The organism is Robertmurraya beringensis (assembly GCF_042433785.1).
In the GTDB taxonomy this organism is placed as follows: domain Bacteria; phylum Bacillota; class Bacilli; order Bacillales; family Cytobacillaceae; genus Robertmurraya_A; species Robertmurraya_A beringensis.
This window is the reverse complement of sequence record NZ_JBHLUU010000125.1, coordinates 69920-89748: the sequence shown is the minus strand read 5'-3', so window position 1 is coordinate 89748 and position 19829 is coordinate 69920. Positions and strand designations below refer to the sequence as shown.

Sequence of the window (19829 nt, the reverse complement as noted above, 5' to 3'; positions counted from 1 at the left end):
CTCCCTTTGTTAGAAAAAAAGATTTGGAATGCTAGACTCCAAATCTTTTGTTTTTATATACTAAAAATCCGTAAAATACTCTTCAAGCCCTTGTCTTATTCCTAATACTGCTTTTTGTTTAAATGCAGTTGATTTTAAGAGAGCTTCTTCATTTGGGTTAGAGATAAAAGCCAGTTCTACCAAAACACTCGGAATTTCATTCATCCGATTCACATAAAATTCTTGTTCTTTTACTCCTCGGTCATATGTTCCTAATGAGGAAATCAAGTTTTCCTGGATTGCATTCCCCAAGTCCCTGCTTCGTGGTCCATTGAAATTCACGGTAGTGTTCAAATAAGTGGTTGTTCCTTTTGTCGTTGACGAGAATGCGTCTGTGTGAAGACTAATAAATGCGTCATAGTTATTTGCATTTGAAATCGCTGTTCTCTCAGAAAGCTCTAAGAAAATATCTGTGCTTCTAGTAAGAGTTACAATTGCGCCATATCTTTCTAGCTCTGTTTTTAGCATAAGAGCTGACTCAAGAACCACATCTTTTTCTTTAAGTCCACTTGGTCCTATAGCACCAGGATCTTTTCCACCATGACCAGGATCAATGACGATTCTTTTTCCTTTTAATCCGTTCTCCGCAACCTTAAGGACTACACGGTCTGAATAATCACGTAAAGTAAACGTATATCCTGGTAAGAAGGTAATCACCATTGTTTTCTCTGTTCCAGAAGTGAAAGTATCAATGGATTGGATTCCTACTGGATTCGTAGGAGGAAGTTCAATGTCAGTAATTCCACCTTGAAGTTTTAGACGTCTTTCAGATAATAGAGAATAACTAAAAGAGAAGTCAGTCGGTTTTTTCCAAGTAAGATATTGTTCATTTCCACTTGTTTGGATAACTGGTGAGGTAAGTCGCTTTAACGAAACTGAGGATGTGAGTGATTGATCCACCCAGCCTCTTACTCCATTTGATGTTTCAACATTCAACCAATTATTATGAGTTCCTAATATAAGGAGTGAGTCATTTTCTTTTAAAGTAGCTGTCACAGTGTAAGAGGAGCTCGCTCCTTTACGTATGACGGCTTTGTTTAAAGCATATACATACTTTAATTCAGACTGAGAGTTTACTAGATCACTTTTTAGAACCCAGCCAGTAACACCGGTTGGAGTCTTGACTTGAAGCCATGACTGTTTTGAAGAGTTTACAAATTCATTTAAAACGGTTACTTTACTCTTAATAGCGAGTGTTTGTTTTACTTTATATTGAGTAGACGCTCCTGATCGTAAATACGTATTGTAATTACCTACATACATTGTAGATCCTACTACAACTGTATTTTTTAATTCAGTACTAACTGAATTGGCAGGAATCCACCCAGATAGTGTTGAATTTACTTTCACTCTTAACCAAGACTCTCCAGTTGAATGAGTAAATGAATCAAGAACAGTAACGGCTTGATTGGTAGCGAGTGTTGCTACTGATGCATAAGCAGTGGTCGCACCTCTCCTTACATTTGTCTCTCCAGAACTATAAACGGTTGCTCCAATAGCAGGGAGATCGACTGATGGTGTAGGGGGACTAACCGTTTGGGCTTCAAAGGCCGTTCCGATTACCCAGCCTTGAATGGAACCTAAATCCACACGATACCATTGTTCTCCGGAAGAGTTTTTAAAAGAATCAATAACTGATACTTTTTGGTCTTTAGTTAGTGTAGCAACTGTAGAGTAGGATTGGCTAGCTCCTTTTTTAACCTGAGCTTGGTTTGTTTGAACCGTTTTTGTTTCGTTACTTTGAATTTCAAATACGGTTCCAATAACCCAACCTTGAATGGAACCAAGGTTCACACGGTACCACTGTTCACCTAAAGAGTTTTTAAAAGAGTCAATGATTGATACTTTTTGAGCTTTAGTTAGTGTAGCAACTGTAGAGTAGGATTGGCTAGCTCCTTTTTTTACCTGAGCTTGATTTGTTTGAACGGTTTTTGTTTCAATGACAGTTGGTGTTGGTGGTTTAACAACAGTATTAGTCGTTGACGAAAGAAGGTCTTCAATTACCCATCCCGTAATGGTTCCGACTTTTACCTTTGCCCAATTTTCTCCGCTACTATTTTTAAATTGGTCAATAACTGTAACTTTTGTACCTTTTGATAGTTTAGCTATTGACGTATAAGCAGTAGTCGCACCCTTTCTTACATTAACATTATCACCATTTACCGTAGCTACTTGGCCGATTGATAATGTTGAGTTATTTTGGGCAAAGCTACTTGCTAATCCCCAGCCTTGTAAATTTCCCGTACTGACTCGATACCATGTTTCCCCAGATGAATTAGTGTATTCATCAATAACGGTTACTAGTTGTCCTTCATTTAGACTTGTAACCAGAGGGTAAGAGGTAGTTGCACCCTTACGGATTTCAACCTTGGTCTCTGCTTCCATTCTTGATGGAAGTGTTAATTCTTCCGCATGAACAAGGAAAGGTAGCAGAGAGCAGGTAGCAAGGACTGAAGATGCAATCAATTTCTTCAATCTAAATCCCTCCGTCGAACTTTAGTTTATTCTCACTTATTCTATCGAAAAATGTCTAATCTTCCAACCTTTAGGAAGAAAATTTTCATAAAAAAATAGACTTCTAACATCTAGAAGTCTATTTATTTTTGTATTATTCATCACCTTGAGCCGTTTCGAGGTCGCTCGTTGACTCTTTATTTATTGTTGTAAGACTTGTTGAAGTTGATTCCAGTACATTGTTTAATGTAGTACTTAAATTAGTTAGCGATTCCTCATATGGAATGTAGTAATAGACTGAATCAATATAATCGTCATATCCTTCTAAAGCTAAGTGTTGGATTTGTGAGTCCTTAATCTGCGTATATAACTTTACAAAGCTTGCAAACTTGGAAGGGGGAATATTCATCTTTACATTTTCTCCAAGATCATCCATTATATCATCTATTTTAGTAATAGAGGTAAACGATGTTCCTTTATCAACAATTTCTTGTATCACTTGCTGTTGTCTTTCGTTACGGCCCATATCACCTTTTGGATCAGCCTTTCTCATTCTTACATAGGCAAGGGCTTCATTCCCATTTAAATCCATTGGTCCTTCGGAATATGTCTTCCATTTTAAGCTGCCAGTAAGTTGCGCTTTGAAAGTAAATGGAACATCAACTGTAATTCCCCCAAGGGTATCTACGATATCTTCAAATCCGTTGAAATTTGTTGTCATGTAATAATCAATTGGAACATCAAGAAGTTCACTTACCGTACTAATGGTGGATTCAATACCACCAAAACCAAGTGAATGGTTAATCTTGGTTTCGTATCCTGCTGATTCCACATAGGTTCTAGTATCTCTAGGAATACTTAGCATATATATTTCTTTTGTTAGTGGATTGACTGTTAATAAAAGAAGGACGTCGGCTCTTTCTCCGCCTTCTTGGTCTTCAATTCCAACAAGAAGGATATTAAACGGATCTTTCGTTACTTCTACCTCTGCCCGTTGGTTTGCAAGTTTCGAACTATCAAGTTCTTGATAAATACTGTCTGATGCCTGTTTGGCACTATATATAAAATCAAAAGCTAGATAGGAACCACCAGCTAATATAGTAAGCAGCATAAAAAGAATGGTTAAGCGGAGGAATCGTTTTTTTCTTTTCTTTCTCCGAATATTTCTCGTATTATTCATATATTTTTATCCCTACTTTTATTTTAGTATGCTCAATCATACAATATCTAATTTTAAAGGAAAATGTCGAATGCGTAAATAACAATTGTTACTAAAGTACGATATCACTTTCCTTATATAGTAAATTATTCATTGTTATGATACCTTGTCCGTTCGTTAATTCCACCATCCATTCCTTGAACCGTTCGATATGTGTTTGTTCAACAAACACCTCGAATTCTACATTTTCAAGGTAAAAGATATCTTTAATTTCATACATGGAGTTACGTAGATCATTTTCAAGTTTCCCTATCCAAGAATAATCTACTTTAACAGATACAACCTGCATTAGTTTTCGTTCTACCATTCCAGTATTGTTTATTCCCTCAGAAGTGGCTCTCCCATAAGCGCGGATTAATCCCCCTGCACCTAATTTTATTCCTCCAAAGTAGCGAGTTATGACAACAACTGTATCTTTAAGTTTTCTTTTTTTTAGGACTTCTAGAATAGGTACACCAGCGGTCCCACTCGGTTCCCCATCGTCATTTGCTTTTTGAATAAGGTCATTTTCGCCAATTAAATAGGCAGAGCAATTATGTGTAGCATTCCAATGTTTCTTTTTAATATTCTGAATAAACTCAAGGGCTTCTTCTTCCGACTCTGCACGTGATATATGTGCAATAAAACGAGATTTATCTATTACTATCTCATGTTCTCCGTATCCCTTTACGGTTAGATAAGAGGGGAGCATCATATTAGCTCCTTTCAGTTTGAAAAATGTACTATATATAGTATAAAACTTCTCGACAGATTTCATCAAATTCCAACTTGATTGTAATCAAACTTTAATCTATGTAATTTATTCACGTGATATAATGTACGTAAAGTACTAACCATTATTTCAATATTTCAGCATAATATTTCTGGTGAGTAAGTACTAAAATAGTAACAACACTTAGTTTTGTTTTATAGGATATATAGCATATTTTGTTGAAAAAAACTCGTTCTTTTTAACGATTTTCTTGTGTTTCGACAGTTTTTTCTCCACCAAGAGATAGTATATTTATCTAAATCAAGCTAAAATAATATCAAAGCCGAAAGGGAAAATGGGACCCTTGGAGGAATAAATATGTTGAAGAAAAAATTTGATATAAAGATGCTTGATTTTATACTTGAAAAAATGATAGAGACGGTCGGTACGAGTAAGGACGAAATTTTCCGTATAGGAGAGCAGTGTCGGAAGGACTATGAATCCCTCGCTGATGAATTACAAGATGTGAAGCGAATGGTCATTGAAGTGATTGATGATGGAGACAAGCTTGAAACGCAATCACGTTTTGCACGGAAAAGATTATCGGAAGTAAGCATGCACTTTAAGGACTATACCGAGGCAGAGGTTCGCGATGCTTATGAAAAAGCTCATCAGCTCCAAATGGAACTGACAATGAAGCGCCAAATGGAAAAGCAGCTTCGCGATCGCCGTGACGATATTGAGCGCCGATTACATGGTTTGACGGAAACCATTGATCGAGCGGAACATCTAGTTTCACAAATTTCCGTCGTCATGAACTATCTCATGAGTGATCTTAAGCAAGTTGGCGAAGTATTAGAGGACGCAAAGCAGAAGCAGGAATTTGGTTTGCGTATTATAGAGGCTCAGGAAGAGGAAAGAAAACGAGTGTCTCGAGAAATCCATGATGGTCCTGCTCAAATGATGGCAAATGTGATGATGCGGTCAGATTTAATTGAACGTGTTTTCCGTGAGCATGGGGAACAAGCAGGCATGGGTGAGATTAAAAATTTAAAAAAAATGGTGCGAAACGCGTTGTATGAGGTGCGTAGAATTATCTATGACCTTCGTCCGATGGCACTTGATGACCTAGGCTTAGTGCCTACCCTCAAAAAATACCTACAAACGATCGAAGAGTATCATAGTGATACAAAAATTAGTTTTGTTAATATGGGGAATGAAAAAAGGTTACCAGCCAAGTTTGAGGTCGCATTGTTTCGATTGGTTCAAGAATCCGTCCAAAATGCCATCAAACACGCAGAAGCACATGAAATTAAAGTAAAACTCGAAATGACACGAAATAGTATTTCAGTAGTAGTAAAAGATGACGGCAAGGGCTTTGATATGAACAAGGACAAGCCAGAGTCGTTTGGAATATTAGGAATGAAAGAGAGAGTGGAGCTCCTACAAGGACAGCTTTCTATCGATTCTAAAATTGGTCGAGGAACGATTGTCATTATACAAGTTCCATTAGAGAGTTAATTTATTGAATAGGCTTAGGGAGGCTGAGAGAAATGACTACAAAGATTGCCATTATTGATGACCACCAATTATTTAGAGAAGGTGTCAAAAGAATATTAGATTTTGAAAAAACGTTTGAAGTAGTTGCTGAGGGAGAAGACGGAAATCAAGCAGTTACTATCGTAGAGGAATATCAACCAGATGTAATTATTATGGATATCAATATGCCGAATGTGAATGGTGTAGAAGCAACTCGTCAACTAATAGAGAATTTTCCTGAATCAAAAGTGATCATTCTTTCCATTCATGATGACGAAAATTACGTAACACATGCTCTTCAAACAGGAGCAAGTGGGTATCTGTTAAAGGAAATGGATGCAGATGCTTTGGTAGAAGCGGTGAAGGTAGTGGCCGATGGAGGTTCTTATTTACATCCGAAAGTCACACATAATCTAGTGAGAGAATATCGCCGATTAGCAGGTGAAGGCGGTGGAGGTTATGTGGGAGCTACCGAAATTCGTCGTCCACTTCACTTATTAACTCGCCGTGAGTGTGAAGTTCTTCAGTTGTTAACGGATGGAAAGAGTAACCGTGGAATTGGGGAAGCTTTATTTATTAGTGAAAAAACGGTTAAAAACCACGTAAGTAATATTCTTCAAAAAATGAACGTGAACGATCGTACTCAAGCGGTAGTAGAAGCCATTAAAAAGGGCTGGGTTGAGGTTCGATAAACTATAGAAGAGGGGACATCTGTCTAGGCAGATGTCCTTTTTTGTATTTGGAAGCATTTCCAATTTTGACAATGTAGTGAAAAACATTTTACAAATAGGTGTTTTTGCTTATAATACTACTAAATCTAGTATAAATGGAGGTGTTTTCCATTAATACATCTTTGGGTATATTATCAGATGAGGATTTAGTTAACGTATATAGCAAGGCATTAAATTACAAACTGGATACGAGTTTTATTGATCTCATTTTGGAAGAAATACATCGTAGGGGCTTAAAGGATGCGAGTTAAGGTTTCCCTTATGAGCGTGTAGGTAATGCAATTTGTATCGTTTTCATATAAAATATGTGTGAGACATATAGTAGAGAAAAACAAAGGTGGTTACTTTTATATGAAAACGGCAGTTGTAACGGATAGTACCGCGTACATCCCGAAAGACCTGCGTGACAAGCTTGATATTCATATGATTCCTTTAAGCGTGATATTTGGTACTGAGACGTATCAAGAAGAAGTAGAGATTACCGCCTCGGAATTTTTTGAAGAGGTAAAGAATCGTGAGCTTCCAACCACGTCACAGCCACCCGTTGGTGAGTTTGTTCAGCTATTCGAACAACTATCGAAAGACTATGATTCAGTGGTCAGCATCCACCTATCAAGCGGGATCAGCGGCACCTTCCAAGGGGCAGTATCAGCTGGAGAAATGGTAGAGAATATTGATGTCTTTGCATTTGACTCGGAAATTAGCTGCATGGTTCAAGGTTTTTACGTACTAGAAGCAGCACAGATGGCTCAAGAAGGTAAGGGGCCAGACGAAATCATGGCACGACTCGAAGAAATGAAGAAGACTTTGTACGCATATTTTATGGTGGATGACTTATCTCATTTGCAACGTGGAGGAAGACTATCCAGTGCTCAAGCCTTAATTGGAAGTTTGTTGCAGGTGAAGCCACTTCTTCATTTTCAGGATAAGAAAATTGTTCCATTTGAAAAGATTCGTACGCGTAAAAAGGCAATGCGCCGTATGGTTGATCTGTTGGCAGAAGCATCTGCTGGTGAACAATACCGTGCAGTGATTATTCACGCCAATCGTGAGCAGGAAGCAAATGAATGGAAGAAAGAGCTTGAAGCTGAGCTTCCAAACGTTGAATTTGTGATTAGTTACTTCGGACCGGTTATTGGAACGCATTTAGGTGAGGGCTCAATGGGCCTTGGCTGGGTAAAGAAATAATTTTTGGTTTACTGAACTTATATCTTTTTATTATTTGGCGCCATTTCAGCGATTGCTGGGATGGTGTTTGTAGTTTTCGGGCGTTTTTTGAAAATTTGATTATGAGGTGATAATTTGAATTTAGTGGACCCCCTTCGAAATGTCCTCGCTGGTAAGCAGCTTCTTCGTGAAGAATTCCCCTTTGAGATGGTTGATTCTCCTTTAGTTTCTAAAAGACCTGGAATTGTGTTTGATAAGAAAGGTCGGGCATGTTGTAATCGGTGTGGCAATAGTGATAAGGAGTTACTTGCTGAGTTTCCTTGTGCTCGGTGTGGGAAAAAGTGTGTGTATTGTCGTGCTTGTATCATGATGGGGCGTGTGAGTGAGTGTACTCCTTTGTATGGATGGGGTGGAGATATGCCGGAGATAGATCATGCTTCTCTTAAGTGGAGTGGTTCGCTTTCTGATGGTCAGCGGGTTGCTTCGGATCGAGTGGTGAAGGCTATTTCTCATAATGATGAGTTGCTCGTTTGGGCCGTGTGTGGAGCTGGTAAAACAGAGCTTCTTTTTAAAGGAATTGAAGTGGCTTTTGCTACTGGTAAGCGAGTGTGTATTGCAACCCCACGTACAGATGTTGTGTTAGAACTAGCTCCACGATTACAGTCCGTGTTTCCCTCAATACAAGTTGCCTCTTTATACGGTGGCTCAGATGACCGCCATCAGTTTTCCCCTTTAACGATTACTACTACCCACCAGTTATTACGATTTTATCAAGCGTTTGATGTGATGATTGTTGATGAAGTGGATGCTTTTCCTTACTCTGTTGATCCGATGCTTCAGTTTGCAGTTAGGAATGCGATGAAGGTTGAATCGAGTTTGATTTATTTGACGGCTACTCCTAGCCAGAAGTGGCAGAAGGAATGTCTGGGTAGAAAGAGGAATTTTGTAACCATTCCTGCTCGTTTTCATCGGTGTTCGTTGCCTGTTCCTGAGTTTGTTTGGTGTGGTAACTGGGAGAAGGTGGTCAAGAAAGGTCGGGTACCATTGAAATTGCAAAAGTGGATTGAACATCGCCTGCTAGTGGGTACGCCAATGCTACTATTTGTCCCAACTGTTGCATGGATGGCTAAATTGTTGCCATTGATACAAATGATCGATGAAAGGATTGAGTCGGTGCATGCTGAGGATCCTGATAGAAAAGAGAAGGTACTAAGAATGAGAAAGAAAGAGATTCCGTTACTTGTAACGACAACCATTCTTGAAAGGGGAGTGACCTTTCCTGGTCTGGAGGTTGCTGTTCTTGGTTCTGAAGATCGGATTTTTACTGAGTCAGCACTTGTTCAAATTGCGGGAAGGGTCGGACGGAGTGCGGATAAACCATTTGGCAATGTGACATTTTTTCATAATGGAAGGACACAGGCGATGGAAAAAGCAAAAGGTCAAGTCGTTATGATGAATAAAGAAGCTTTAGCGAAGGGGCTGATTGACGAGTGAAATGTCTTTATTGTGGAGAAGGAATCATTTTGTCCATCGGTTGGGGAAATTTGTTTTCTAGGGAAGAAGAGGTTTTGTTATGTGATCAATGTACAAAACAGCTTGTACCTATAGAGGGCGAATGTTGTGCTCGTTGTAATAGACCTTTTGAAGGTTTGGCGGAGGAATTTCGTAAAGGTGAGTTTTGTTATGACTGTGTCCGTTGGGAGGGAGACAAAGAGTGGAAAGGTATTCTAGAACGTAATGTTTCTCTTTATGTATACAATGACTTTCTAAAAGGAGTAATTAGTCGATATAAATTTCGTGGAGACTATGTGCTTTCGGAATTTCTTTGTAAAGGTCTAAAAAAAGTGAATAAAGAGTACGATTTAATTGTCCCAGTACCATTGAGTAATGAGCGATTGCATGAACGAGGATTTAATCAGTCGGAAGCGTTAATTTTGCAAGCTGGGCTTATACCAACATTTGTTTTAAAACGTACTCATACAGAAAAACAATCGAAAAAGTCTCGTGAAGAAAGGGTCCACCTCTCAAATATCTTCAAAATTGTTAGTGCGGAAGAAATTGTCGGTAAGAAAGTGTTGTTAGTTGACGATATATATACTACAGGTTCTACACTATTGCACGCAGCTAAACTTTTGAAAAAGCAAGGAGCATTATCGGTTTCATCCTTTACGGTAGCGAGAGGTTAGTGACACGATTCAACAAAATGCAGCCTTGTAAAATTCAATCAAACGTTTAATTGAATTTACCCGACTCTTAGAGTCCCAAGGAATAAACCCACTTCAATCAAACGACCGATTGAATACATTTACTTCCAAATAATTTTCATATCCTTACACAAATCGACAAGCTATAATGAGACTATCGACTTATTTCAAAAAGGGGAAAAAGAAATGTCTCAAATAGAAACTTGCCCTAGCTGTGGGGATATTTATGTAAAAAATCAATTTCGTGATGTTTGTCAAAAGTGCTGGAAGGAAGAAGAACAAGCATACGATAAGGTTTCTCAATTTATGAGAAGACGTGAAAATAGAGCAGCCACGATGTTGCAGGTGGTGGAAGCTGTTGGGGTTAAGGAAGAACTCCTTCTGAAATTTATTCGTACCGGGCGTCTAAAGGTTACACAATTTCCTAACTTAGGTTATCCTTGTGACAAATGTGGGACTATTATACGTGCGGGGAAACTTTGTGAGCCTTGTGCATTAGAAATAAAAAAAGATTTAGAACAACACGAACAAGAAGAGGCTTTTAGAGAAGAACTACGAAAGCGAGAAAAACAAGCCACATACTTTACAACAAATAAGACTATGAGGTAAATAGGAGTAAGTACCTATATGTTAGTCATTTTGATACATTTTTTAAATAAATGCTAAAATAACCTTCAAAATGTCCGATAATACTAGTAGAAGTTGGAACGGACTCTGAAGGAGATGGATATATATGAAAATCAACAACATTGGTACGACAGGAATTAATCCATATAAAAAAGCAATAAACAAACTTGATAAAGTCAATAACACAACAACTGCTAAAGCGGATAAGGTTGAGATTTCTTCCGCTGCAAAAGAAATGCAGCAGATTTCTCAAGTGGATGCTTCTCGTCAAAAGAAGGTTGAAGAGCTGAAGCAAAGTGTTCAAAACGGAACATACAAGACAAACGCTACTGCAACTGCATCTAGTATCATTAACTACTTTAAAATATAGAGAGGAGGGGCTTAGATGTCCGCTGATCAATTAGTAACCGTCATGGAGAGGCTACTTGACCTGCATAATAGCTTGCTTGAAAAAGCCTATCAGAAGACGACAGTTATTGAAAAAGGGGACATTGAGGCCCTAAATACTCTCATTAAAGAAGAGCAAAAGCTTTTACCAACCATAAATAAATTCGAACAAGTAAGACAGCAGGTTGTGAGAAATTTTCTCACTCCTTTTCATGTAGAGGAAGAGAACTTTACAATTTCTACTTGTTTAACATATATAGATGATTCAAAAAAGGACAAGCTTGCTGATTTTCGTGAGGAGCTATTAGAAGTTGCGCAGAAACTTCAAAAGCAAAATGAGTTAAATTCAGAGCTCATCAAACAATCACTACAATTTGTCCAAATGTCATTAGACATGTTTTACCCAAAAACACCTGAATTCAATTATGGACCACCTAAACAGTCCGGACCGTCCACATCGAATTCCCTTTTCAATCGAAAAGCCTAAAAACGGAGGCGCGAACATGAGATCAACATTTATGGGATTAGAAACAGCCCGTAGAGGTATGTTTACACAACAAAGTGCTTTAAACACTACAGGTCATAATATCGCAAATGCAAGTACACCAGGATATACAAGACAACGTGTAAACTTCGCACAAACAGAACCTTATCCGAACGTCGGCCTAAATAAGCCTCAGCTTCCAGGTCAAATGGGAACAGGTGTAGAGGCTGGTTCGGTTCAACGAGTGAGAGAAAGCTTCCTCGATGTGCAATACCGTGCGGAGAATAACAAGTTAGGATATTGGGAAGCCCGTGCAGAGTCGTATACTAAAATGGAGGAAATTATGAACGAGCCCTCTGATAGCGGACTTTCTACAACAATGGACCAGTTTTGGCAATCACTTCAGGACTTAGCGGTGAACCCAAGTAACCCTGGAGCACGTTCAGTAGTGAGACAACGTGCAGTTGCAGTAACGGAAACATTTAACTATCTTGCTAGCTCTCTAAATAGTATTCGTGCAGACTTAAAAAATGAAATTACAGTAACTGAAAAAGAAATTAATTCACTTTCTGAGCAAATTAATAATATAAATAGCCAGATTGCTAGTGTTGAGCCACATGGCTTGTTACCAAATGATTTATACGACGAGCGTGATCGATTAATTGATCAGTTGTCATCACTTGTAAATATAAAAGTTGATTACTCGTCTAGTGGTGGAAATGCATCTACCCTAGCAGAAGGAAAAGTGAATATCACTTTACTTAATGCTAATGGTGCTAATTTGGGTCAGCTAGTAAATGGGACAGGCTTTAATAAGCTCACGGTTAATTTTAACGGTACCGATGAATCGGTAAAAACGGTTCAACTCGGATCCACACAGGTGGATTTTCAGGCATTCAGTTCAACTGGAAAACTAAAAGCCATTGTTGAGTCATATGGGTATCAGAATTCCTCAGTAGAGGTAACTGGAGTATACCCTGATATGTTAGCTGAATTAGACAATATGGCATACATGTTTGCCTATCAGTTTAATCTCCAACATGAGGCTGGGGCTACACCAAACCAGATTAACGGATCAACTACTGATGTTACTCCTGCATTCTTTTCTGATACAGAAAATGGCGCTGTTGATCTTGCCAATAAGAAGGACATGGCTTCTCGTTTGCAAGTATCTGATGAGATCATGGCAAGTCTAGACAATATCGCAACAGCTAGTAAGGATAATCCTACAATGGGTGACTCTACTAATATTTCAGCATTAGCTGAGATTATTAATAAACCGTTTAAATACGGAAACAACACAGAGTCCAGTTTCCGTAACTATTATGAAGTGTTAGTTGGTGGAATGGCTGTTGATTCTCAGGAAGCTGCGAGACTTTCAACAAACAGTGGCACACTTCGTCAAGCGGTTGAAGAAAGAAGAATGTCAGTAAGTTCCGTTTCACTAGACGAAGAAATGACAAATATGATTCAGTTCCAGCATGCTTATAATGCATCAGCTAGAATGATCTCGTTACAGGATGAACTATTAGATAAAATAATAAATGGTATGGGAACAGGTGGAAGGTAGGGGTTAATTTATGCGTGTGACACAAGGTATGTTAGCATCTAACTCAATAAGAAACTTGAGTAACAGCTATACACAGATGGGGAAATATCAGGATCAGCTTGCAACAGGCAAGAAGATCACCAAACCTTCTGATGATCCGGTTGTTGCTATGAAGGGGATGTACTATCGTTCAAACCTAACTGAAGTGGAGCAGTATAAACGAAATTTATCTGAATCGTATCTATGGATGGAGAATTCTGAAGCGGGGATAGAGCAAGTAAACGAAGCATTACAACGTGTACGGGAACTAACAGTTCAAGGGTCAAATGGAACTCTATCTGAATCTGATAAAGAAGCGATCGCTAGAGAAGTTGAACAAATAAAAAAAGATATTATGACGGTAGCTAATACACAAATAGCTGGTCGTTATATATTTAATGGAACTAACACTTCAAACCCACCTGTTGCTGATGGTGGTAATGGAGCTCTACAAGCAAATTTAAATACAAATAATTATCTTGTAGAGGTATCGCGTGGGGTTTCTCTAAAAGCTAACATCAACCCTGACAATATATTTAATCAAGAATTGTTTGATACTCTTCAAGGTATACAAGAAACGCTTGAAGGAATAGGTACAGGGGACTTAAATATTTTATTAGGAACCTTAGACAAAAGGCTTGATATTTTATCTGCTGAACGATCTGAGCTCGGGGCTCGTTACAACCGCCTTGAAATGGTAGAGGCTCGCATTGATCAACAGGAAGTCATTGCTACTCGTATACTTTCTGACAATGAAGATGCAGATGTCGAACGTGTTATTTTGGATTTAACAACACAAGAGAGTATTCACCGTGCTGCACTAAGTGTTGGTGCTAGAATTATTCAACCAACATTAATGGACTTTTTAAGATAAGGGTCAGAGTTACGACCGCAATCTAAGGCTGACCTGCTATGTGTAGGTGGCCCTTTTTTATAGGGGGAAGGATGGAGATGCAAATCCCGCAGATAAGGATACAAACGACACCGGCAAAAATTGAAATATCAACCAAAAAGGGAGAGATGTCAATTGAGCAATCACTTGGTGACCTTCAAATTGAACAACCTCAAGCTATTTTGAATATAACTAGGATTCCGGGGAAACTAACTATAGACCAGACACAAGCAAGGGCAGATGTTGACCTGAAATCTGTAAAACTTCGTAGTGAAGAGGCAGCAAGAGTAGGAAAACAGGATTTACTTACGGGGATAGCAAGGAGAATTCAAGAAGGCACAGAATTAATGAAAATAGAAGATGGTTTTAGTGCAATTTCAAGCATTTCAAAACGAAATAGTGAAGGTGAAAAGAAGGAGTTCAATATAGGTTGGGTTCCGAGTATAGGATCAGTTAAAATCACGTATGAACCTGGGAAAGTAGATGTAGAAGTAACAAATAATAAGCCTAAAATTGATTACAAATTAAACAAACCGATTTTAAATTATAATCCTAGTCAAGTAATAACAAATTTAAAACAACATGCTTCACTTAAAATAGACTTTGAATAAAGGGATGATTAAATGGAATTACGAACAAAATACCATGGTACGATAGAAATAGACCAAAGTAACTACATCTATTTTTCTAATGGAATTCCAGGTTTCCATGAAGAGATTCAATTTGTTATTCTACCATTGGAAGAAGACGAAACATTTTATATCATGCAATCGGTTAATACCCCTACTCTAGCTTTTGTTATGATAAATCCATTTGCTTATTACCATAACTATGACTTTATTTTGGATGAATCAGTAGTGGAGTGTTTAAAAATAGACGCACTAGCGGATGTGCTGGTTTATAGTATTTTAACTGTTCAAGATCCATTTAAAAATACTACAGTTAACCTACAAGCTCCAGTAATAATTAATACTAAAAATAATTTTGGCAAGCAAATAATCCTTAACAATGAAAAGTATTTGACTAGACATAAACTAGTAGAGAAGAGGTGAGGTAATGCTAGTCCTTACACGTAAGTTAGGAGAATCAATCAAAATTGGTGATGACATAGAAATAACTATTCTTTCAACTAAAAATGACCAAGTTAGAATTGGCATCAACGCACCGTTAAACTTAGAGATCTTTAGAAAAGAACTTTTAAATGAAATTACTGATGAAAACAAGCAAGCTGCGAGCCTACAAGGGGATCTTTTAAGTATTTTGAAGAGAAATGATTAATAAATAACTCCTAATGGTCTTTAAGGACATGACGATACTGTTTCGTTTTATAATACCAACCTAATTCATTAGGATATGGTGTTATTCGGGTTAAATTCTTATGCTGAATTTATTAGCAATATTCTATGTTCTTCCACTTCATTTAAATATTATTTAACTACATTAATTTTTTCCTCAACCGTAAATTCTGTCTGCCAAAAGAAAACGCCCTAATTGTTAGACTTTCGTGTCTAATATTAGGAGTTATTAAAAAAAATATAAAAAACTATTAAACTTTTTAAGAGTGCGCCGATATTAATAGTGTAAGACAGAGAATGAAAAAAGGGCGGCCGACCTAGAAACTTTCTCTTCATATAAAAAACAAAAAAATAGAAGGTTCACAAGGATGTGAACCCAAACATTCAAGGAGGAAAATAAAATGAGAATTAATCACAATATCGCAGCTTTAAACACTTATCGTCAGCTAAATAGTGCTTCTACAGCACAATCAAAGTCAATGGAAAAATTATCTTCTGGACTTCGTATCAACCGTGCCGGTGATGATGCTGCAGGTCTTGCAATCTCTGAAAAAATGCGTGGTCAGATTCGTGGTCTTGAGCAAGCTTCAAGAAACAGCCAAGATGGTATCTCGTTAATCCAAACAGCTGAAGGTGCATTGAATGAAACGCACGATATGCTACAACGTATGAGAGAATTAGCAGTTCAAGCGAACAATGATACAAATAATGGAGACGACCGTAAAGCAATTCAAGATGAAATTAAACAATTAAATTCAGAAATTGATAGAATTGCAAATAAAACAACTTTTAACACAAAAAATCTACTTGATGGTTCTCTAGGAGCAAAAGTTAAGACTGGTGCTGGTAGCCAAGCAACATTAACTGGTTCTGGGGTTACAGCAAACCTTACTGGACTAGATAATGGTAAAACTATCTCATTTACAGCTGCAGCCACAGGTATTACTGCTAAAGTAGATGGTGTTAGCCAAACAATTTCATTGGGTGCATCAGTTTCAGCAGGATCATCATTAAACTTTGATAAATTAGGATTCTCTTTAAACTTCAGTTCAACATTTACTACAGCTAGTATGAACTCTAAGTCATTACAAACTGATGGAACTCAAGCTAAATTCCAAATCGGTGCTAATGAAGATACTACATTAGCAATTAACATTGGAAACATGAAGTCTACAGCACTTGGTTCTGGAAATGCTGGTACAACTGCTACAGTTTCAGCTGTAAATGTAGAAACAAATTCATTTGATAATGACATAAAGGTAATTGACCAAGCTATTAAGCAAGTTTCTTCAGAACGTGGAAAACTTGGATCATGGCAGAACCGCTTAGAGCATACAATTAATAACTTGAATACTTCAAGTGAAAACTTAACTGCTGCTGAGTCTCGTGTTCGTGATGTTGATATGGCTAAAGAAATGATGACACAAACAAAGAACTCAATTCTTTCTCAAGCAGCGCAAGCTATGCTTGCTCAAGCAAATCAACAACCTCAAGGTGTACTACAGTTATTAAGATAATAATAAAAAAATATTTATGGCTTATAATAAACCAGAGGACTCTATTCTCTGGTTTTTTTATTAATATTTTGGGGTGATAATAAATGAGAATATCAGGATGTATAATAGCTAAAAATGAGGAAGGGAGTATTGGAAGGTGTATTGAAAGTTTAAAAAACGTGTGTGATGAAATTATTTTAGTTGATACTGGATCTAAAGATAGTACTGTGGAAATAGCTACAAGTTTAGGGGTGAATGTATACTATTTTAAATGGGTCGACGATTTTTCTAAGGCAAAAAATTTTGCCAAGGAGAAGGCAACGGGTGATTGGATTATTTTTTTGGATGCCGATGAATACCTTCCTAAGCTAAATAGAGATGTTTTAGTAAACTTGGCTTCGAAACCGGGAAATTTTGATTCAGTCTTATGTGAAATAATAAATATAGATGAAAATAGCAATGCAAGTCAATCTCATATTGGTAATCGTTTTTTTAGAAATCTTAAATCAATAAAATTTATAGGGAAAATTCATGAAGATCTTAGGAAAGATAATCACTACCTAACTTCAATTAATGGTTACAATGAACTTAAAATTATACATACTGGTTACTCACCAACTATTATAAAAGAGAAAAACAAATTTGAGAGAAATATCAAAATATTATTAAAAGAGCTTGAGGAAAGACCTAATGATCCTGAATTGTACTATTATATTGCAGACACCTATGGACTAAATAATGATTATGATAAGCAAATAGAATATTGCAAAAAATCTATAGTTTTAGGGAGAGTAAAACAACTTGGTTTTGAGGAGCTCCCATATATACTTCTTATTAAAACTATGATTGATTCTTCAAAAAGTTATTATGAGATAAAATTTGAAATAAATAATGCAATTGAAAATTTCCCTACAAATCCAGTTTTTTATTATTTTTCTGGATTGCTCGAGTTGAAAAATAAAAAGTATAACCTGGCTATGGAAAACTTCATAATTTCATTGAACTTAAATTTCGAGTATAGAAACTATTCAGTCGATTATATGAAAAGGTACCTAAAAGATATTTACTATTTTTTAGGGCAAATAGCTTCAAAAAAATTGGATCTAAGAAATGCTATGGAGTTTTATCTTAAGGCAATTGAACTGGATCGAGAGGATAAAGATGTATTCATTGATCTTATGCGTCTTCTAGCTAATGAGGCGATTGAAGATAAAATTATTTTTATAAATAGTATATATAATTTAACCTCAAAGGATGAGTTAAACTTTTTAATACAAGCAATTTCTTCATTAAATGAGGGCACACTTTTATCATATTACATAAAGAAGTATGAACAAATTACTGGAGAGGGAAATAATGCAATATTACTCAATTATTTGATGATAAGGGAATTTTCAAAAGCATTTGAATATAGTCATAAATTTTACTTGGAAACTTACAGATATGATATTGGAATAGTTGCCTCCATTTCTTCGTTATATTCAGGTAATGAAAACTTTATTAAAACATTACTTCCAGTTGTACAACCATCTGTTAATCGCTTAATCTCTATAGTAAGAGGAAATACAGTGGAACTAATGGATGAGGATTATATTGTATACCTAGATTTTCTTAGAAGAATAATTCAATTTGGTAAAGGAAATGAAATAAAAGACTTTCTTACACATTTAGGAAATTTTAAAGGTAAGTTCCTACTTGAGACGGCAGAGTTTCTAATGCATTACAAAGAATGGAAGTATGCAGAATCTATCTATGCAGAGGAAATAAATAGAGTAGGTTTATTTGTAGATAATAAAGTATACAAAAATCTGGGTATCTGCTTATATATGCTAGGGGAATTTGAAAAAGCTACTGAGCATTTTATTATGTCTTTTACTTTAGGAAATTTAGAATACGAAACATTTGAATATATGTATTTTACATATTTTCATGTAAGTGAGGAGAAAAGAAAAAACATTCTTAGATGTTTAAAACTAGCTCCAAATGAAACATATATATATGAATTATTAAAAGGTGATGATTAGTTTGTTGAAAAATATTTTATATTTAGGATGGTTAGGGCAAGGTAATGTTGGTGATGACTTACTTTTAGAGGTTTTTAAGAAACTTGTTTATAGTAATGTTGATAATAACAAGTTCATAAACATAGATACTCTTTACCCTCTGAATAACTATAAAACAGATGTTTCAAGATATGATCTAGTTGTTTTAGGGGGGGGATCACTGTTAAACCTAGAATATTGGGAGAACGTATGTATGGAAGTTCTTGAGAGGAATATTCCCTTAATAACATGGGGTACAGGGGTAGATAGTAGGGATCCTAATTATATAAATAGTGCAATTGAAAAGTTCAATAATCATAGGGATGTAAGTAAGTTTGTATCTAATAAATCTGAAGAGATATTACAAAGAGTTAACTTACTTTCGGTTAGAGGCAACATTTCAAGATCTTTAATAAGTGATACTAATAGGAAAAATACTGAAGTAATAGGTGACCCGGGGATTATTACCAGTAAATTAATTAGAAAAGGTAAATATATAGATGAACTAAATGACTTTAATCTGATTGATAAAGAAACGGTCCTAATAAATTGGGGTACATCTTTTAACAATATATTAGGAAATGATGAAAAGTACGTTAGTGAGCAGTTAGAACATATTGCTCAAATATTATTAAATAAAGGTTATAAGATAATCGTTTACCCCCTTTGGACAGAAGATATCGATTCATGTAAAGAGTTTGGAAGGAAGTTGTCTAATCCTTCTCTGAAGGTAATTGAGAAGGTTTATGATGTATATTCACTTGTTGAAATTTTCGACAGAGCTCTATTTTCTATCAATTTAAAGCTCCATGCGAATATTTTGTCTTATTCCTATGGGGTTCCGTTTATATCGCTTGGTTATGGATTGAAGTCGCTTGATTTCGCGGAATCAGTTGATTTTCCAGATCTGAACATTTTTACTAGCGAAGTAAGTACATTGAAGATTTTGGAGAAAATAAATTTTATTGAAAGAA

General features: G+C 36.5%; 19 protein-coding genes and 1 pseudogene. 17 read left to right on the top strand and 3 right to left on the bottom strand.

The window, feature by feature from the left end; translation table 11 throughout:
- Positions 1–60: 60 nt before the first annotated feature.
- From ACFFHF_RS22040 to ACFFHF_RS22030, 3 genes are all read right to left on the bottom strand, one after another.
- Positions 61–2514 (bottom strand): N-acetylmuramoyl-L-alanine amidase family protein, encoded by a 2454-nt coding sequence (locus ACFFHF_RS22040; RefSeq protein WP_377059061.1) that lies wholly within the window; start codon positions 2512–2514, stop codon positions 61–63.
- 133 nt (positions 2515–2647) lie between these two features.
- The gene (locus tag ACFFHF_RS22035) at positions 2648–3673 is read right to left on the bottom strand and encodes an LCP family protein (protein ID WP_377059060.1); all 1026 of its coding nucleotides are present in this window, start codon (positions 3671–3673) and stop codon (positions 2648–2650) included.
- Between the two features lie 91 nt (positions 3674–3764).
- The gene (locus tag ACFFHF_RS22030) at positions 3765–4403 is read right to left on the bottom strand and encodes a YigZ family protein (RefSeq protein WP_377059088.1); all 639 of its coding nucleotides are present in this window, start codon (positions 4401–4403) and stop codon (positions 3765–3767) included.
- Between the two features lie 378 nt (positions 4404–4781).
- Here ACFFHF_RS22030 and ACFFHF_RS22025 point away from each other — a divergent pair, with 378 nt between their 5' ends.
- The 17 genes and pseudogenes from ACFFHF_RS22025 to ACFFHF_RS21945 form a co-directional block, all read left to right on the top strand.
- Positions 4782–5924: a sensor histidine kinase gene (locus tag ACFFHF_RS22025; protein WP_377059059.1), complete on the top strand. Its 1143-nt coding sequence runs from the start codon at positions 4782–4784 to the stop codon at positions 5922–5924.
- Positions 5925–5956: 32 nt separating this feature from the next.
- Positions 5957–6634 (top strand): response regulator, encoded by a 678-nt coding sequence (locus ACFFHF_RS22020; protein WP_377059058.1) that lies wholly within the window; start codon positions 5957–5959, stop codon positions 6632–6634.
- Positions 6635–6768: 134 nt separating this feature from the next.
- Positions 6769–6924 (top strand): sporulation histidine kinase inhibitor Sda, encoded by a 156-nt coding sequence (gene sda, locus ACFFHF_RS22015; RefSeq protein ID WP_377059057.1) that lies wholly within the window; start codon positions 6769–6771, stop codon positions 6922–6924.
- A gap of 100 nt (positions 6925–7024) precedes the next feature.
- Complete coding sequence (locus ACFFHF_RS22010; protein WP_377059056.1) at positions 7025–7861, top strand: fatty acid kinase binding subunit FakB; 837 nt, start codon at positions 7025–7027, stop codon at positions 7859–7861.
- Positions 7862–7984: 123 nt separating this feature from the next.
- Complete coding sequence (locus ACFFHF_RS22005) at positions 7985–9334, top strand: ATP-dependent helicase ComFA (protein WP_377059087.1); 1350 nt, start codon at positions 7985–7987, stop codon at positions 9332–9334.
- A complete protein-coding gene (locus ACFFHF_RS22000; RefSeq protein WP_377059055.1) occupies positions 9331–10026 on the top strand; it encodes a ComFC family protein in 696 nt (231 codons plus the stop codon). Before ACFFHF_RS22005 ends, ACFFHF_RS22000 begins: the two co-directional genes overlap by 4 nt.
- Positions 10027–10230: 204 nt before the next feature.
- Complete coding sequence (locus ACFFHF_RS21995; RefSeq protein WP_377059054.1) at positions 10231–10653, top strand: TIGR03826 family flagellar region protein; 423 nt, start codon at positions 10231–10233, stop codon at positions 10651–10653.
- Positions 10654–10777: 124 nt separating this feature from the next.
- Positions 10778–11041 (top strand): flagellar biosynthesis anti-sigma factor FlgM, encoded by a 264-nt coding sequence (flgM, locus tag ACFFHF_RS21990; protein ID WP_377059053.1) that lies wholly within the window; start codon positions 10778–10780, stop codon positions 11039–11041.
- A gap of 15 nt (positions 11042–11056) precedes the next feature.
- Complete coding sequence (locus ACFFHF_RS21985; RefSeq protein WP_377059052.1) at positions 11057–11545, top strand: flagellar protein FlgN; 489 nt, start codon at positions 11057–11059, stop codon at positions 11543–11545.
- A gap of 16 nt (positions 11546–11561) precedes the next feature.
- Positions 11562–13112, top strand: a complete 1551-nt coding sequence (gene flgK / locus ACFFHF_RS21980; protein ID WP_377059051.1) for a flagellar hook-associated protein FlgK — start codon at positions 11562–11564, stop codon at positions 13110–13112.
- Positions 13113–13122: 10 nt separating this feature from the next.
- Complete coding sequence (gene flgL / locus ACFFHF_RS21975; protein WP_377059050.1) at positions 13123–14004, top strand: flagellar hook-associated protein FlgL; 882 nt, start codon at positions 13123–13125, stop codon at positions 14002–14004.
- Between the two features lie 71 nt (positions 14005–14075).
- The gene (locus ACFFHF_RS21970) at positions 14076–14633 is read left to right on the top strand and encodes a DUF6470 family protein (protein WP_377059049.1); all 558 of its coding nucleotides are present in this window, start codon (positions 14076–14078) and stop codon (positions 14631–14633) included.
- 12 nt (positions 14634–14645) lie between these two features.
- Entirely contained in the window at positions 14646–15074 is a 429-nt protein-coding gene (gene fliW / locus ACFFHF_RS21965; RefSeq protein ID WP_377059048.1) for a flagellar assembly protein FliW, read from the top strand.
- A 4-nt stretch (positions 15075–15078) separates the two neighbouring features.
- Positions 15079–15300, top strand: coding sequence for a carbon storage regulator CsrA (gene csrA / locus ACFFHF_RS21960; protein WP_377059047.1), 222 nt, complete (start codon positions 15079–15081; stop codon positions 15298–15300).
- Between the two features lie 418 nt (positions 15301–15718).
- Positions 15719–16834, top strand: coding sequence for a flagellin N-terminal helical domain-containing protein (locus ACFFHF_RS21955; protein ID WP_377059046.1), 1116 nt, complete (start codon positions 15719–15721; stop codon positions 16832–16834).
- An 83-nt stretch (positions 16835–16917) separates the two neighbouring features.
- Complete coding sequence (locus ACFFHF_RS21950) at positions 16918–18837, top strand: tetratricopeptide repeat-containing glycosyltransferase family 2 protein (protein WP_377059045.1); 1920 nt, start codon at positions 16918–16920, stop codon at positions 18835–18837.
- A pseudogene (locus ACFFHF_RS21945) lies at positions 18830–19705 on the top strand (polysaccharide pyruvyl transferase family protein); the annotation flags it as partial. The gene ACFFHF_RS21950 and the pseudogene ACFFHF_RS21945, both read left to right, overlap by 8 nt.
- Positions 19706–19829: the final 124 nt, after the last annotated feature.

What these genes read in the sequence shown, in the direction of transcription:
- ACFFHF_RS22035 (WP_377059060.1), bottom strand. Translation starts at nt 3,673, where the DNA reads ATGAATAATACGAGAAATATTCGGAGAAAGAAAAGAAAAAAACGATTC.
- ACFFHF_RS22030 (WP_377059088.1), bottom strand. Translation starts at nt 4,403, where the DNA reads ATGCTCCCCTCTTATCTAACCGTAAAGGGATACGGAGAACATGAGATA.
- ACFFHF_RS22025 (WP_377059059.1), top strand. Translation starts at nt 4,782, where the DNA reads ATGTTGAAGAAAAAATTTGATATAAAGATGCTTGATTTTATACTTGAA.
- ACFFHF_RS22020 (WP_377059058.1), top strand. Translation starts at nt 5,957, where the DNA reads ATGACTACAAAGATTGCCATTATTGATGACCACCAATTATTTAGAGAA.
- sda (WP_377059057.1), top strand. Translation starts at nt 6,769, where the DNA reads ATGGAGGTGTTTTCCATTAATACATCTTTGGGTATATTATCAGATGAG.
- ACFFHF_RS22010 (WP_377059056.1), top strand. Translation starts at nt 7,025, where the DNA reads ATGAAAACGGCAGTTGTAACGGATAGTACCGCGTACATCCCGAAAGAC.
- ACFFHF_RS21995 (WP_377059054.1), top strand. Translation starts at nt 10,231, where the DNA reads ATGTCTCAAATAGAAACTTGCCCTAGCTGTGGGGATATTTATGTAAAA.
- flgM (WP_377059053.1), top strand. Translation starts at nt 10,778, where the DNA reads ATGAAAATCAACAACATTGGTACGACAGGAATTAATCCATATAAAAAA.
- ACFFHF_RS21985 (WP_377059052.1), top strand. Translation starts at nt 11,057, where the DNA reads ATGTCCGCTGATCAATTAGTAACCGTCATGGAGAGGCTACTTGACCTG.
- flgK (WP_377059051.1), top strand. Translation starts at nt 11,562, where the DNA reads ATGAGATCAACATTTATGGGATTAGAAACAGCCCGTAGAGGTATGTTT.
- flgL (WP_377059050.1), top strand. Translation starts at nt 13,123, where the DNA reads ATGCGTGTGACACAAGGTATGTTAGCATCTAACTCAATAAGAAACTTG.
- ACFFHF_RS21970 (WP_377059049.1), top strand. Translation starts at nt 14,076, where the DNA reads ATGGAGATGCAAATCCCGCAGATAAGGATACAAACGACACCGGCAAAA.
- fliW (WP_377059048.1), top strand. Translation starts at nt 14,646, where the DNA reads ATGGAATTACGAACAAAATACCATGGTACGATAGAAATAGACCAAAGT.
- csrA (WP_377059047.1), top strand. Translation starts at nt 15,079, where the DNA reads ATGCTAGTCCTTACACGTAAGTTAGGAGAATCAATCAAAATTGGTGAT.
- ACFFHF_RS21955 (WP_377059046.1), top strand. Translation starts at nt 15,719, where the DNA reads ATGAGAATTAATCACAATATCGCAGCTTTAAACACTTATCGTCAGCTA.
- ACFFHF_RS21950 (WP_377059045.1), top strand. Translation starts at nt 16,918, where the DNA reads ATGAGAATATCAGGATGTATAATAGCTAAAAATGAGGAAGGGAGTATT.